The sequence below is a fragment of the uncultured Fretibacterium sp. genome (assembly GCF_938030725.1).
In the GTDB taxonomy this organism is placed as follows: domain Bacteria; phylum Synergistota; class Synergistia; order Synergistales; family Aminobacteriaceae; genus Fretibacterium.
In genome coordinates, this window is the sequence record NZ_CALHIQ010000057.1 from 1 (window position 1) to 14,081 (window position 14,081).

Genomic DNA, 14,081 nt, shown 5'->3' on the forward strand with positions numbered 1-14,081 from the left:
TGCGGACGACGCCCCATCGGCGTCACGGCCATGGGCCCTCACCAACGACACACAGCACAGGAGGCTTCGCGATATGGAGAAGAAGATGGACATGCGGCGCAGGGATCGGCAGTTGAGCGAGGAGGAGACCCGCGAGGTCCTGCAGCAGGGGGAGTACGGCGTCCTCTCGACCGTCTGCCCGGACGGGACGCCCTACGGCGTGCCGCTCAACTTCGCGCTGGAGGACGGGCGCATATACCTGCACTGTGCCAACGCGGAGGGGCAGAAGATCGTGAACCTCCGGCACTGCCCGGACGCCTGCTTCACCGTCGTCAGCAGCACAAAACTTCTGCCGGAGAAGTTCAGCACGCTCTATCGGTCCGCCATCGTCTGCGGACGGGTCTCTACCGTGGAGGACGACGAGGAGAAACGTCAGGGCCTTGAAGCGATCCTTCGCAAGTACTCGCCGGAATTCATCGAGAGCGGGCTGAAGTACATCGAGGCCGCCTTCAAGGCGGTGCGCGTCCTGCGCCTGGACGTCGCGTCCATCTCAGGCAAGGGCCGGAAGCAGTAGTCCGGCAGGAAGGGAACACAGCCCTCATGAACCGAATCGCACCGGAAGAGAACGCGGCGCAGCCGAGGGGCGGCGAGGGCTTGGGCGCGCTCTGCGCCATCCTGTCCGCGGTGTTGTTCGGCACCATGCCGCTCATCACGAAGTTCGCCTATCAGCACGGCGGCAACGCCTGCACGGCCGTCTTCGGCCGCTTCGGGACGGGAGCCCTGATCTCCCTCCTCCTCCCGCTCTTCATTCCGGGCTTTTCGCTGCGGATCACGCGCCGTCAGATGCTCGATGTCCTGAAGCTCTCGATTTTCTACGCCTTGACGCCCATCTTGCTCTACCTGTCCTACAACCACATCGGTTCGGGGCTGGCCACCACGCTCCACTTCACCTACCCCATCATGGTCATCACCCTGATGGCGCTGTTCTTCCGTTCGCCCCTCACGGGGCCGAAGTTGCTCTGCGCCGCGCTCTGCACCGCCGGTGTGCTCCTCCTCTACAGCCCCTCAGAAGGCGTGAAATCCGAGGCCATGGGGATGGCGCTCGCCGTCGCCTCCGGCCTCACCTTCGCGCTCTACATCATCCTCCTAGGGCACAGCTCTCTGGGCTCCCTTCCCGCGACGGCGGTCACCTTCTGGCTCTCGGTCTTCGCTGCGGCGGAGGTCGGGGCCTTCGGCCTGCTGACGGAGGACCTGCGCCTCTTTGCTCCGTGGCAGGCCTGGACGGCCTACTGGATGTTGGGCCTCTTCGCCACCGTCCTCGCCATCTCCCTCTTTCAAAAGGGCGTCTTCCTGTGCGGGGAGGTGAAGGCCTCGCTCCTCAGCAACTTTGAGCCCATGACGGGCGTCGCCATCGGCATCCTGCTCCTGGGGGAAACCTTGACATCGAGGTCCGCTGCGGGCATCGCCTGCATCCTGATCGCCGCCGCCCTGACGAGCCGCATCCGGCGTTAGGGCCGCTGCGTCAGGTATAATAGGCCCGGACAAAAAACAGCCTGGGAGCCGAGGATGAAGGGGGAGACAGCGTGAACGAACGTATTGCGGTGCTCTGCGGCGGGGACGGCGCAGAGCGCGAGGTATCGCTGAGGAGCGGGGCTGCGGTGACCGCGGCGTTGGCCGAAGCGGGGTACCGGGCGGAGGCCGTGGACCTGCGAACCCTCGAGGAGGCGCGCCACTCCCTCAGGGGGTTCGACGCGGCCTTCGTGGCCATGCACGGCAGCTGGGGCGAGGACGGGCGGCTTGAGGCACAGCTTGAGGCGATGGGGTTGCCCTACACGGGGTCCGACCCCAACGTCTGCGCTCTGGCCATGGACAAGGGACGGTCGTGCGCCGCCCTTCGCGCGGCGGGCCTGACCGTGCCGAAGGGAATCCTGCTGCCGAAGGGCGCGCCGGACCTCGAGGCCGTGCGGGCTGAGCTGGGTGACGCCGTCGTCGTCAAGCCCTGCTCCGGCGGCAGCACTGTGGGGATCACGATCCTGCGGCACGTCACGGCGGACGCCCTGAGGGCGGCCGTGGCTCTGGCACGACAGGAGTACGGCCCTGCGGTCCTCATCGAGGAGTACATCGGCGGGCGCGAGCTCACCGCGGCCGTGTGGGAGCGGGACGGATCGCCCGAAGCCCTCCCCGTCATCGAGATCATCCCCCACGCCGGGTTCTACGACTACCGGAACAAGTACACGGTCGGGGCCACGGAGTACCTCGTGCCGGCGCCCCTCGCGCCGGCCGTCGCGGAGCGCGTCGCCGGCTCGGCCGTGGCGGCCCACCGCGCCCTGGGCTGTCGCGACTACAGCCGGGCGGACTTCCGCCTCTCAGAGGACGGCACCCCCTGGATCCTGGAGGTCAACACCGCCCCCGGCATGACGGCGACGAGCCTCGTGCCTAAGGCGGCGCGGGCCGCCGGGCTGGAGTTCTCGGAGTTCGTTTCGCACCTCGTCCGCGCCGCGCTGAGGCGCGGGGAGCAGGCATGACGACGGCCCAGCCCCGTCTCCTGGTGGCCGCAGCGGCAAGCGGGTCCGGCAAGACAACAATAGTCTGCGGCCTCCTGGCGGCGCTGTACCGACGGGGCCTGCGTGTCATGGGATACAAGGTCGGGCCGGACTACATCGACCCGGGGTTCCACCGCGCAGCAGGGCACTGCGAGGTCCTGAGCCTCGACACGTGGCTGACGCCTCCCGCGGTCATGAAGGGCCTCTTCGCCCGCACCTCCCGTGGGGCGGACGTGGCCGTGGCAGAGGGCGTGATGGGCCTCTACGACGGCGGTCGCGGCGGCGTCAGCAGCAGCGCGGAGATCGCGAAGCTCCTGGGCCTGCCCGTCGTGCTGGTCGTTGACGCGCGCTCCATGGGCCAGAGCGCCGCGGCCGTGGCATTGGGGTTTCGGGAGTACGACAGGTCGGTGGACCTCCGCGGCGTCATCCTGAACCGCCTGGGGTCGGCCTCGCACCGAGACACGATCGCGGAGGCGCTGGAGCGCGTCGGCATCCCTCTGCTGGGGGCCGTGATGCGCGACGAGGCCCTCGCCCTGCCGGAGCGCCATCTGGGCCTCGTGCCGGAGGCGGAAACGCACGACGCCGCACACCTGGACCGCATCCGCGAAGCGGTGGAGCGCGGCGTGGACGTCGACGCGCTCCTCGCCATCGCACGGTCCGCACCGCCCCTTTCCCTGCCGCCGGAGGGGACGAGGTCCCGCGCCGCAAAGGACGTGCGGATCGCCGTGGCGCAGGACCTGGCCTTCTCCTTCTACTACCCGGACAGCCTGTCGGCCCTGGAGGATCGGGGGGCGGAGCTGATCCCCTTCAGCCCCATGCAGGACGAGGCGCTGCCGGAGGCGGACGGCGTGATCCTGGGCGGAGGGTTTCCGGAGCGATTTGCGGGGGAGCTCGCGGCCAACGCCGCCATGCGGCGGAGCGTGGCCCGCGCCGCGGAGCGCGGCGTCCCCATCCTGGCGGAGTGCGGCGGGATGATGTACCTGTGTCGCTCCATCACCGACATGGAGGGCGCCGCCTTCGAGATGGCGGGCGTCCTGCCCGCGTCCTGTCGGATGCAGCACCGCCTCGAGGCCGTGGGCTACGTGGAGGCCCGCGCCCTCCGTGACACCGTCCTCGGCCCGGCGGGGACGCTCCTGCGAGGGCACGAGTTCCACTTCTCCGCCATGACGCCGGAGGCGGAGGACTTCCCCTGGGCCTTCCGCATTGAGAGGAAGCGCACGGGCGCGGCCCACAGCGGTGGGTACGCCCGCGGGAACGTCCTGGCCTCCTACCTCCACCTCAACCTGGCAGGCCTGCCGGACGCGGCAGAGTCGTTCCTCGCCCGCTGCCGTGCCTTCCGCGGCGCGTCGGCGGGCGGACGGTGACCTAGGCCAACCCCTCTCGAATCCAGTCCGCCAGGGACAGGGCGAAGTAGGTGACGACGATGTCCGCGCCGGCCCGCGCCAGACAGACGGCCGACTCGCACACGACGCGCCGCTCGTCCAGCCAGCCGTTGGCCGCCGCAGCCTTGATCATGGAGTACTCGCCGCTGACGGAATAGCTCCCCACGGGCACGCTCACCCGCTCCTTCACCGCGCGCAGCACGTCCAGGTAGGGCAGGCCCGGCTTGACCAGGATCATGTCGGCGCCCTCCTCGACGTCCAGCAGCGCCTCCCGTATCCCCTCGCGCACATTGCAGGGGTCCATCTGGTAGCCCCGCCGGTCCCCGAAGGAGGGGGCGGACTGCGCCGCCTCGCGGAACGGCCCGTAGAACGCGGAGGCGTACTTCACCGCGTAGGAGAGGATCGCCGTTTCCGTCAGGCCTGCGTCGTCCAGTGCCGATCGGATGGCGCCCACGCGCCCGTCCATCATGTCGGAGGGCGCCACGATGTCCGCGCCGGCCTGGGCCTGAGACACGGCCGTTCGGGCCAGGAGCTCGACCGTCGGGTCGTTGTCGACCGTCTTTCCCTTCAGCACTCCGCAGTGGCCGTGGGACGTGTACTCGCAGAGGCACACGTCCCCGATGACCGTCAGGTCGGGGAACTCCCGCTTCGCCGTGCGCATCGCCCGCTGGACGACGCCGTCCTCCGCCCAGGCCTGGCTCCCCGTCTCGTCCTTGTGGTCCGGAATGCCAAAGAGCAGCACGCCGCCGATGCCGGCTCCCGCGGCCCGCTCCAGGATGCGGGGCAGCGTGTCCGGGCTCCAGCGCATCTGGCCCGGCATGGCCGAGAGCTCCTCCACGACGCCCCTGCCCTCCCGGACGAAGATCGGGTACACCAACATCGAGGTCGCAAGCCTCGTCTCCCTCACCATATCGCGAATGGCTGCCGTTCGGCGCAGCCGCCTTGGACGAACGATCACGATGATCCCTCCCCTGCGCCGCCCCTCATCGGGCGGCTGCGATTTGACCCCGCGCGGCCACGGCCGCGGCGAGAAGCGCCTCGAGCGTCGCGGAGCCCGCCGTGAAGACCCGCGCGAAGCCGGCCTCCCGCGCAGCGCGCGCCGTCTGGCGCCCGATGCAGAGCGCCGCGACCTCGGTCCAGCCCCTCCAGCCCGCCGGAGCGCAGGCGGCGAAGGCCCGGACGGTCGAGGCGCTGGTGAAGAACGCCATGTCCAAGTTCTCCGGCAGTTCCGGGCGAAGGCGGCAGGTGCGATACAGCGGCACCTCCCGAAGGGAGACGCCGGCAGCCCGAAGCCCCTCCGTCAGCTCCGGTCCGTGCTCCTCCGCCCGCAGCAGCAGGACCTTCTCCCCCGCCTTCACGCGCCCCGCCAGGGCAATGGCCAGGTGCTCGCCGTCGTAGATGTCCGGCATCAAGTCAACCCTCAGGCCACAGACCCTCAGGGCCTCCGTCGTCGCCGGCCCGATGGCCGCGAGGCGCGCGCCTCCCAGCTCCCGAACGTCCCGCCCCTCGCGGGCCAGGCGCACCGTCAGGGCCTCGATCCCCGCCGCGCTGGTGAAGACGGCCCAGTCCGCACCCCCGATGCGCGAAAGGGGCTCCTCCAGCGGCTCCGTGGCGATGCAGGGGACCTCCAGGACCTCCGCTCCCGCGTCCCGGAGCATCCGCGACAGGCGCCCCGCGCGCTCCCGAGGCCGCGTCACGGCGGCGCGCACCCCGGAGAGCGGCAGGGCGGCCCGCCAGTCGAAGCGCTCGCCCAGCGCCGCCACGGCCCCAACGACGAGGACCGCTGGAGGGCAGACCCCCGCGTCGCGCATCGCCTCCGCCAGCGTCCGAAGCGTCGCGAACACGCGGCGCTGGCGCGCGGAGGTCCCGCGCTCCACGGCTGCGGCGGGGGTCTCCGGGGCCATCCCCGCCTCCATCAGTCGGGCGCAGAGTTCGGGCGCACCCTCCACCCCCATGAGGAAGACCAGCGTCCCCTCCAGGCGGGCCAGCGCCTCGAAGTCCAGGTCCGGCAGGCCCCCCTCGCGGCTGTGCGCCGTGACGACGTGGAGCGACGAGGCCAGGCCGCGGTGCGTCACCGGGATGCCCGCCCAGGCCGGAGCGGCCACGGCGGAGGTGACGCCAGGCACGACCTCGAAGGGGACGCCGTGCTGCCGAAGCGCCTCCGCCTCCTCGCCCCCGCGGCCGAAGAGGAAGGGGTCGCCCCCCTTCAGGCGCACGACCCGCCTGCCCGACAGCGCGAGGCGCACCAGCAGCGCCTCGATCTCCCGCTGGGGCACCGGATGACTGCCGCCGCTCTTGCCGACGTCCACGCGCTCCGCGCCCGACGGGATCATGGCCAGGACGCCGTCGCCCACCAGCCGGTCGTAGACCACCGCCTCCGCGTCCTGCAGGACCTCGCGGCCCCGCAGCGTCAGGAGCCCCGCGTCCCCCGGCCCCGCGCCCACGAGCCACACCCGGCCAACCCTTCCCTCGTTCATGCTCCGGCCCCCTCTCTCAGTACCGCGTTCGGCGCGAGGCGCGCGGCCAGGCGCCGGCCCAAAGCCTCCGCCCTGTCGCGGGGCCCCACGATGCTGCCCCGCCGCTCCCCCACCCGGGCGTCCAACAGGCAAAACCCCGTGAGCGTCAACTCCTCGCCCCTCACGGAGGCGAACGCCCCCACGGGCTGCGTGCAGCCGCCCCCCAGCGCAGCGGCGAAGCTTCGCTCCGCCCGCGCACAGTCCTCCGAATCCCGGTCCCGCACGGCGTCAAGGAACTCGTAGGCCTCGTCCGCACGCCCCTGACACGCCAGGATGCCCTGTCCCGCCGCCGGGACCATCTCCTCCACGCCGAGGATGCGCGACGCGCGCGCCTCAAGCCTGAGACGCTTCAGCCCCGCCGCGGCCAGCACCAGCATGGAGAACTGCCCCTCGTCCAGCTTGCGCAGGCGCGTCGACACGCTGCCCCGCACCGGCTCCGTCGCCCGCCCCGGAAAGAGGCGTGCCAGCTGCAGGCGGCGACGCAGCGAGGAGCACCCGATGGCCCCGCCCCCGTCCTCCAGCGCCCGACCGTCCGCGCCCACGGGCAGCACCAGCGCGTCGCGCGGGTCATCCCGCCGCGAGTACGCCACGATGGGCAGGCGGGGGTCCTGAACCATGGGCAGGTCCTTCAGGCTGTGTACCGCCAGGTCGATGGTTCCGTCGAGCAGGGCCCGCTCCAGCTCCAGCGTGAAGAGCCCCTTGATGCCCGCCGGATCCGAGGCCTCGGCGAAGGGCTTCATGTTCACGTCCCCCGTTGTGCGGAACGTCACCAGCTCCAGCTCCAGCTCCGGGTGCGCCGCGGCGATGGCGGACATCACCAGACGGCTCTGGGCCACGGCCAGATGGCTGGCCCGCCCGCCAACGCGCAGCTTTCGTTTCGTCGACATCAGTCGCACCCTTCCGTCCCGCCCTTCTCCCGCTGCAGCGTCGCTCTCTCCTCCGCCACCCAGCCCTCCCACACCGCCCGCAGGCGGTCCGAAAGCCGTCGGGTGAGGGAACAGGAGAGTCCGGCGCTGGAGACGGAGGCCGCCGCCGCGCCCGACGCGATGAGGGACGGGAAGAAGAAGTCCCCCTCCGCCGCGTTGTCTGCGACGCTGACGGGGATGCCGCGCTCCCTGGCACGGCGGGCCGCCTCGCGGTTCGTCGTGCGGCTGCTCGAGGCTGCCACCGCCAGGAGGGCGCCGTCCAGGTCCTCCGGCGCGAAGGTTCGCTGCAGGCGCTCTGCCACCTCGGGGAAGTCGTCGCAGAAGCGGGGGCTGACGGCCCGCACCCGCGCGCCGCACCGTAGGAGCGTCTCCGCCCTGCGCCGCGCCACGGCCCCGCCCCCCACCACCAGGACGAGCCGCCCCTCGATGTCCCGCATCACGGGGAAGAGGGGGGGCCGGCTCAGTCCCAGAATCCGCCGCGCCCACAGGAGGGCCTCCTCGACGGAGACACCGCCGTCCACCGGCCGCGCCACCAGAATAACCTCGACGCCCAGCCGGCGTGCGGCCGTCAGCTTCGCCTCCATACCGCCCGCGGGGCCGCCGTCCTTCGTCACCAGCGCGGTGGCGCCGACGTCCCTCAGCATGGCCAGGTTCATCTCAAGCGAGAACGGCCCCTGCATGGCCAGGACGTGGGCGGGGTCGAGGCCGATCGCCGCGCAGGCGCGCAGCGACTCCTCCGCCGGAAGGACCCGCGCGAAGAGGCGCCGCCCGCCGTCCCGAACGGACGCGAAGGCCGGAAGCTCCTTGCTTCCCACCGTCAGCAGGACGGCCCCCTCCCTCGCGTTCAGGAGCTCCGCCGCCGCAGCACAGGAGGGGACGCGCGTGACGCCCTCCGCCCCGGACGGGACCCCGCTCGCCCGCAGCACGCGCAGCAGGGGCGTGCCCGTGCGCTCACAGGCGGCCCGGACGTTGGCCGTGACCTCCCTGGCGTAGGGGTGCGTGGCGTCGATGACGCAGGGGACCCCTTCGTCCCGGATCAGGGCCGCGATACCCTCCACGTCGAGCCGCCCCGGCCTCGCCTCGACGTTCGGCAGGCCGCGGACCAGGTCGGCGCCGTAGTCCGTGGCCGCGCAATAGATCGCGGGCAGTCCGCGCTCCAGGAGCTCCCGCGCCTCCGTCGTCCCGCCGAACAGGAGGAGGCGTCCGCCGCTCAACGCTCCGCCTCCTCCGCGCTTCGGTAACCGCGCCGCGTCACCATGCGGCCGCCCTTCACGAAGGTCGCGGAACAGCCGATGACGGCCGTGCAGAACATGTCAAGCTCCACGTCCCGGATCGCCCCAAGCGTCGTGACGCCGTGTCGCTCCCCGCTGCGGCCCGCGTTGCGGACCCAGCCCGCGGGCGTCTCGGGCGGCCTGTGCCGCAGGACCAGGTCGCAGGCGCGGCGAAAGTGCTCCGGTCGGCCCCGGCTCGCGGGGTTGTAGAGGCAGAGGACGAAGTCGGCGCAGGACGCCGCATCGATCCGCTTCTCGATCGCGTCCCACGGCGTCAGGAGGTCGCTCAGGCTGACGACGGCGAAGTCGTTCATCAAAGGCGCGCCCAGGACCGCCGCGGCCGAGACGGCCGCCGTGATGCCCGGAACGACCTCCACCTCCACGTCCTCCCCCGCCAGCTCCAACAGGAGGCCGGCCATGCCGTAGACGCCCGGGTCCCCGCTCGAGACGATCCCGACGGCGCGCCCCGACGCGGAGAGCGCCAGCGCCTCGCGACAGCGGTCCGCCTCCTGCCTCATGGAGGACGCGCGATACTCCTTGCCCGGCAGCACCGGCTCGATCAGCTCGACGTACGCCCTGTACCCCAGGATCACGTCGCAACGCGAGAGCGCCTCAAGCGCCCTCGGCGTCATCTCGTCCCGGCCTCCCGGCCCCAGCCCTACCACCCGGATCATTCTTCAGTGCCCCCCAATTCTTTCGCACCCCTGGCCCGCGCCAGGGCAAAGGTCATGCCGGGGTACCGCGCCTTACTCCGCAAGAGCACGGCCCCGCCGCCCTCCGACGCGGCCAGCACCGCCGCCCGCTCACAGACGTTGTCCACACCCGTGACCTCGCGCACCCTCTCCGACGAGGAGAAGCGCCCCGGCACCGCGGCAAGCTGGTCCGCGCCGAACGTCAGGAACGGGACGCCGTAGGCGTCCGCCAGCGACAGCAGGGCCGCCTCGTCCCGTTTCAGGTCGATGGAGGCCAGGGCCCGAAGCGACAGGGGCGAAACGCCCGCGCCGTCCAGGAAGTCCCGCGCCGCCTCCCGAACCTCCCCGGCATCCGCGCCCCTGACGCACCCGACGCCCAGCGTCAGCACCCGGGGCCGAAGCCACAGCGTCACGGGCCAGGGGGCGGGCTGAAGCTCATCCGTCACCGCCACGCCCACCCTCTCCCCGGCCAAGACGGCCGCGGACACCGCCTTGATGGCGCGCGGGTTCTGGATGGCGCACCGATTCTCCACGGCCCACTCGTCCACGGCGGTCACGCCGTTCACGTCCGTAGCCGTCGTCACGACGGCCGCACCGCCCGTGAGGTCCGCGACGCGGCGGGCCAGCCGGTTCGCCCCGCCGATGTGCCCCGACAGGATGGGGATCACGAAGCGCCCCGCCTCGTCCGTCACGACCACGGCGGGGTCCTGCGTCTTAGCGCGCACCCAGGGCGCGATGGCACGCACCGCGATGCCGCACGCACAGACGAAGACCATCGCCCCCGCGCGCTGAAACCAGTCCCCCGCCCATCCCCTCACGCCGCCGTCGGGGTCGAGCCGCTCCGCGCCCGGCACGAGGCAGCGATCCGGCGCAAAGGCCCTCCCCCCCAGCCGTTCAGCCAGCCGCACGGCCAGGGTCGCCCCCGCCTCGGTGAAGGCGACCAGCACGACGGGACCGTCCCTCATTGGGAGGCCCTTCGACAGCCGTGGGAGAAGGAGGCGTCGTAGAGCCGCGAGAGGTCGTACTCGTCCCCCAGGAAGCCCCCCACCAGGACGAGGGCTGTCTTGCTGATGCCCGCCTCCTCCGCCATGGCCGGGATCGACGCCAGGGGACCGCGCAGCACGCGTTCGTCGGGCCAGGAGGCCTTGTACACCAGCGCGGCCGGGGTCTCCGGCGGATACCCCCCCGCGATGAGTTCACTGGCAAGCTCCTTCAGCATGGCGCTCGACAGGAACAGCACCATGGAGGCCCCGTGGGCGGCCAGAGAGCGGATGCCCTCGCGCGCCGGGACGGGCGTCCGGCCCTCCATGCGGCTGATGATGAGAGTCTGGCTGACGCCGGGCAACGTGTACTCCGCCGGAATGGCCGCCGCCGCCGCGCAGAAGGAGCTCACCCCCGGCACGACGCTGAACTCGACGCCCTCCGCCCGAAGCCGGTCCATCTGCTCTCGGATGGCGCCGTAGAGCGACGGGTCCCCCGTGTGGAGGCGCACCGTCGTCAGCCCGCGCCTCTCCCCGTCCAGGAGCTTCTCCATCACCTCGTCCAGCGTCATGAGCGCGCTGTCGTACACCTCGCAGCCCTGGGGCGCGTAGTCCAGAAGCGCCGGGTTGACGAGCGAGCCCGCGTAGACGATCATGCCCGCCCTCCTCAAGAGCTCCGCGCCGCGCAGGGTGATGAGGTCCGGCGCACCGGGCCCCGCCCCGATAAAGTAGATCATCTCACAGCCTCCGTATCCGTATCATCAACAGCGCTTCCTCCGGCGGAGGGCACGGGCCTCAGCGCGGCCCGGACCAGGCGCCGAGGAGCGTCACGGGGTTGCTCCCCGCCATCAGAAGGCCCTGCCCCAGGGGCCGGCTCGCGGCGACGGCGACCTGCACGGCCTCAAGCCCATGCCAGAGCGGCCCCCTCAGGATCGTCGCGGCCTGCGCCAGCGTCTCAAGCGTCACGGCGGACACCAGCACGCGACAGCCGTCGAAGGTCGAGAGCCGGTCCAGCAGGCCCTCCAGCTCACCGCCGCTGCCCCCGACGAAGGCGTGGGTCGGGCGGGGCAGCCCGTCGAGGAGGGCGAGGGCCCGACCGGCGTGGATCGTCACGTTGTGCAGGCGAAACCGCTCCCGGTTGCGCTCCAGGAGCTCCAGGGCCTCCGGGACGCACTCCAGGGCGTGGACCTCCCCGTCGGGGCAGGCCAGCGCCGCCGCGACGGAAACGGAGCCCGTGCCCGCGCCCACGTCCCACAGGACGGCATCCGGCGTCAGCTCCAGCCGGTCCAGGACGACGCTTCGCACCTCCGCCCTCGTCATGGGGGGCCGGCCCCGCACGAAGTCCTCGTCCTTCGGCCGGCCGAAGGGCGGCGTCCATGGCTCGGAGTTGCGCAGCAGGACGAGGGAGAGCGGGTCGAAATCCCGCCCCGTCAGCTCCGCCGGACGGCCCCGCGTCACGCGCTGGTCCGGGTAGCTCAGGCGCTCCCCCACGATGGCCTCCACGCGCTCCCCCAGGCCGCCCACGGCACCCGCCAGCGCCTCGCAAGCCCAGCGGGGCGAGCACTCGTCCCCGCAGAAGAGTGCGGTCAGACGACCCCGCTCCACGGCGTTCAGGAATCGGGAGGCCGTCAGAGGCCGCCCGTGCCCCGACAGGATGGCCGCGTCGGCCCACGTCTCCCCCGCTGCGGCACACAGGCTCTGAAGCGAGCTCACGCCGGGGAGGACGCGCAGCGGCGCGGCAGGGAAGCGGCGCTTCAGCAGCGGCAGAAGGCTGTAGAGCCCAGGGTCCCCCGAAACCAGCACCGCCACCGTGCCACGCTCCAGCTCCTCAGCGACGCGGTCCAGCGTCTCCGAAAAGCGCCCCAGCGTCAGGACGTTCGCGTGTCCCGCGACGAGGGGCAGGTGCCTCGGTGCGGCGACGGCACAGCCCGCGCCCCGTACGGCCTCCGCCGCCGCGGGCGTCATCTGGTCCGCAGCGCCAGGCCCCACCCCAACCACGATCAGTTCATGCTGCATTGCATCGCCTCCACCGTCGGGCGTCACACCGCAGGCCCCTGCAGTCCGCGGAAGGTCCCGGCGCCGGACGTCTCGCCCAGGATCGCGCCCTCGTTGTCCACGAACGCCGCCTCGATGGGGAGCTCCCCGAAGGAGCGATCCGTCGCGCGGCGGGCCGCGACGGCCGCCAGCGTCGTCCAGAGGCCCTTCAGCCCGAATTCCTCCAGGAGGTCCATGGCGTTCTCCGTCGTGCGGCACTCGTAGAGCCGCCGCACCGTTTCAGCGGGCGCGCCCGCGATCGCCGCCTGAGTGCAGAGCGCCTCGAGCCGTCCGTCCGCGTCGCGGTTGTGCGTGCGGAACGACCCCGCCGCCACCTTCAGGAGCTTGCCGGGATGCCCTCCCAGCAGGCCGCGCTCGAACCCCATGCGGTGCGCCTCGTCCAGCACGAAGCCCGGATAGTTCCCCGCCTGAACCACGCAGCGCCCCTCGAGGCCGAAGGCGCGGCGCAGGGCCTTCTCCCCCGTGCCGCCGAACGTGATGACCAGCCGCCGCACCCCCAGGGACTGCATGACACTGAGCTCCATGGTCATCGACGCCAGTAGCGCCCCCTCGTCCATGGGGCGCACGACGCCCGTCGTCCCCAGGACGGAGAGCCCGCCCACGACGCCGAGGCGCGGGTTGAAGGTGCGCCGCGCCACCTCCTCGCCGCCGGGGATCGAGATCGTGACGCGCACGGCGCGGTCGCCCAGAACCTCGCGCAGCGCGTCCGCGATCATCCGCCGGGGTCCGGGGTTGATGGCCGGCTCGCCCGGCGGGACCTTCATCCCCGGAAGCGTCACCGTGCCCACACCGGGGCCGGCGACAAAGACGACCTCGCCCGGCTCCTCCGACACCTCAAGCGACGCGCACACCGTCATCCCGTCCGTCGCGTCGGCGTCGTCCCCCGCGTCCTTCACCACGGCGCACCCGCCCGGCACCGCGTGGACATCCAGGGTAAACTCGCGCCCCGTGGGGCCCGTCACCGTCACCCGCTCCGGCAGGCCCTCCGTCAGCAGGAGGGCCGCCGCCTTCGCGGCCGCCGCGGCGCAGGTTCCGGTCGTCACTCCTTCCCGAAGCCCTGCTGCGTTCACCGGTCCTCCATGCCGTAGAACAGGGCGTTGAGGATGGCTGCAGCCACGGTGGAGCCGCCCTTGCGCCCCATGGCCACGATCTGCGGCACGTCCATCGCGGCCAGGACCTCCTTGGACTCCACGACATTCACGAAGCCCACCGGAACGCCCACCACCAGCGATGGGCGTGCGCGGCCCTCGCGGATGAGCTCGCACAGGCGCATGAGGGCCGTCGGTGCGTTGCCGATGGCGAACACCGCGTCGGGCGTTGCCTCGACGGCGCGCTCCATGCAGACGACGGCGCGCGTGACGCCCCGACACCGGGCCTCCTCCCCCACCTCCGGGTCCGCCATGCGGCAGACCACCTCCACGCCCCAACGGGCGGCCGAGGGCTTGCTGACCCCCGCCGCGGCCATGGCCGTGTCCGTCACCACCGAGGCGCCGCGCCGCAGCGCCTCACGCCCCAAGTTCACCGCGCCCTGCGAGAACGCGAGCGTCCTCACAAAGTCGAAGTCCGCCGTCGCGTGGACGACGCGCTTCACCACGGGCAGATCCTCCGCCGCTCCGCGCCATTCCCCCATCTCGCGCGCGATGATTTCCATGCTGGCGCGTTCGATCTCCTCAGGCCTCATGCCCTCGCTCCCCTTTCTCCAATCCTTCATGCCCGCAGGCCCGCCCGGTGGCGCCG

14 protein-coding genes are annotated in these 14,081 nt (G+C 72.1%); 4 read left to right on the forward strand and 10 right to left on the reverse strand.

The window, feature by feature from the left end; genetic code table 11:
* The 4 genes from Q0629_RS03435 to Q0629_RS03450 form a co-directional block, all read left to right on the forward strand.
* Positions 1–553, forward strand: a 553-nt coding sequence (locus Q0629_RS03435) for a pyridoxamine 5'-phosphate oxidase family protein (protein WP_298778973.1), incomplete at its 5' end; no start/stop codon positions are given.
* 26 nt (positions 554–579) lie between these two features.
* The gene (locus Q0629_RS03440) at positions 580–1,491 is read left to right on the forward strand and encodes a DMT family transporter (RefSeq protein WP_298778975.1); all 912 of its coding nucleotides are present in this window, start codon (positions 580–582) and stop codon (positions 1,489–1,491) included.
* A 71-nt stretch (positions 1,492–1,562) separates the two neighbouring features.
* Positions 1,563–2,504 (forward strand): D-alanine--D-alanine ligase, encoded by a 942-nt coding sequence (locus Q0629_RS03445; RefSeq protein ID WP_298778977.1) that lies wholly within the window; start codon positions 1,563–1,565, stop codon positions 2,502–2,504.
* Positions 2,501–3,886, forward strand: a complete 1,386-nt coding sequence (locus Q0629_RS03450; protein ID WP_298778980.1) for a cobyrinate a,c-diamide synthase — start codon at positions 2,501–2,503, stop codon at positions 3,884–3,886. Before Q0629_RS03445 ends, Q0629_RS03450 begins: the two co-directional genes overlap by 4 nt.
* A 1-nt stretch (position 3,887) precedes the next feature.
* Here the strand turns inward: Q0629_RS03450 and hemB are convergent, their stop codons facing one another.
* Genes hemB through Q0629_RS03500 form a run of 10 tightly spaced genes read right to left on the reverse strand, consistent with a single transcriptional unit; the run spans position 3,888 to position 14,055 of the window.
* Positions 3,888–4,862, reverse strand: coding sequence for a porphobilinogen synthase (gene hemB, locus Q0629_RS03455; protein ID WP_298778983.1), 975 nt, complete (start codon positions 4,860–4,862; stop codon positions 3,888–3,890).
* 25 nt (positions 4,863–4,887) lie between these two features.
* Entirely contained in the window at positions 4,888–6,381 is a 1,494-nt protein-coding gene (cobA, locus tag Q0629_RS03460) for a uroporphyrinogen-III C-methyltransferase (protein WP_298778985.1), read from the reverse strand.
* Entirely contained in the window at positions 6,378–7,307 is a 930-nt protein-coding gene (hemC, locus tag Q0629_RS03465; RefSeq protein ID WP_298778987.1) for a hydroxymethylbilane synthase, read from the reverse strand. The genes cobA and hemC overlap by 4 nt, the downstream gene beginning before the upstream one ends.
* Complete coding sequence (cobK, locus tag Q0629_RS03470; RefSeq protein ID WP_298778989.1) at positions 7,307–8,560, reverse strand: precorrin-6A reductase; 1,254 nt, start codon at positions 8,558–8,560, stop codon at positions 7,307–7,309. Before cobK ends, hemC begins: the two co-directional genes overlap by 1 nt.
* Entirely contained in the window at positions 8,557–9,291 is a 735-nt protein-coding gene (gene cobJ, locus Q0629_RS03475) for a precorrin-3B C(17)-methyltransferase (RefSeq protein ID WP_298778991.1), read from the reverse strand. The genes cobK and cobJ overlap by 4 nt, the downstream gene beginning before the upstream one ends.
* Positions 9,288–10,274: a cobalt-precorrin 5A hydrolase gene (locus tag Q0629_RS03480; protein WP_298778993.1), complete on the reverse strand. Its 987-nt coding sequence runs from the start codon at positions 10,272–10,274 to the stop codon at positions 9,288–9,290. Before Q0629_RS03480 ends, cobJ begins: the two co-directional genes overlap by 4 nt.
* Positions 10,271–11,026, reverse strand: a complete 756-nt coding sequence (gene cobM / locus Q0629_RS03485; RefSeq protein ID WP_298778994.1) for a precorrin-4 C(11)-methyltransferase — start codon at positions 11,024–11,026, stop codon at positions 10,271–10,273. The genes Q0629_RS03480 and cobM overlap by 4 nt, the downstream gene beginning before the upstream one ends.
* A gap of 58 nt (positions 11,027–11,084) precedes the next feature.
* Entirely contained in the window at positions 11,085–12,305 is a 1,221-nt protein-coding gene (gene cbiE, locus Q0629_RS03490) for a precorrin-6y C5,15-methyltransferase (decarboxylating) subunit CbiE (RefSeq protein WP_298778996.1), read from the reverse strand.
* A gap of 23 nt (positions 12,306–12,328) precedes the next feature.
* A complete protein-coding gene (gene cbiD / locus Q0629_RS03495) occupies positions 12,329–13,414 on the reverse strand; it encodes a cobalt-precorrin-5B (C(1))-methyltransferase CbiD (protein WP_298778998.1) in 1,086 nt (361 codons plus the stop codon).
* On the reverse strand, positions 13,411–14,055 hold the full coding sequence (locus tag Q0629_RS03500) for a precorrin-8X methylmutase (protein WP_298779004.1): 645 nt from the start codon (positions 14,053–14,055) through the stop codon (positions 13,411–13,413). The genes cbiD and Q0629_RS03500 overlap by 4 nt, the downstream gene beginning before the upstream one ends.
* Between the last annotated feature and the right edge of the window lie 26 nt (positions 14,056–14,081).

Coding starts and splice junctions, on each gene's coding strand:
- Q0629_RS03440 (WP_298778975.1), top strand. CDS start 580: ATGAACCGAATCGCACCGGAAGAGAACGCGGCGCAGCCGAGGGGCGGC.
- Q0629_RS03450 (WP_298778980.1), top strand. CDS start 2,501: ATGACGACGGCCCAGCCCCGTCTCCTGGTGGCCGCAGCGGCAAGCGGG.
- cobA (WP_298778985.1), bottom strand. CDS start 6,381: ATGAACGAGGGAAGGGTTGGCCGGGTGTGGCTCGTGGGCGCGGGGCCG.
- hemC (WP_298778987.1), bottom strand. CDS start 7,307: ATGTCGACGAAACGAAAGCTGCGCGTTGGCGGGCGGGCCAGCCATCTG.
- cobJ (WP_298778991.1), bottom strand. CDS start 9,291: ATGATCCGGGTGGTAGGGCTGGGGCCGGGAGGCCGGGACGAGATGACG.
- Q0629_RS03480 (WP_298778993.1), bottom strand. CDS start 10,274: ATGAGGGACGGTCCCGTCGTGCTGGTCGCCTTCACCGAGGCGGGGGCG.
- cobM (WP_298778994.1), bottom strand. CDS start 11,026: ATGATCTACTTTATCGGGGCGGGGCCCGGTGCGCCGGACCTCATCACC.
- cbiE (WP_298778996.1), bottom strand. CDS start 12,305: ATGCAGCATGAACTGATCGTGGTTGGGGTGGGGCCTGGCGCTGCGGAC.
- Q0629_RS03500 (WP_298779004.1), bottom strand. CDS start 14,055: ATGAAGGATTGGAGAAAGGGGAGCGAGGGCATGAGGCCTGAGGAGATC.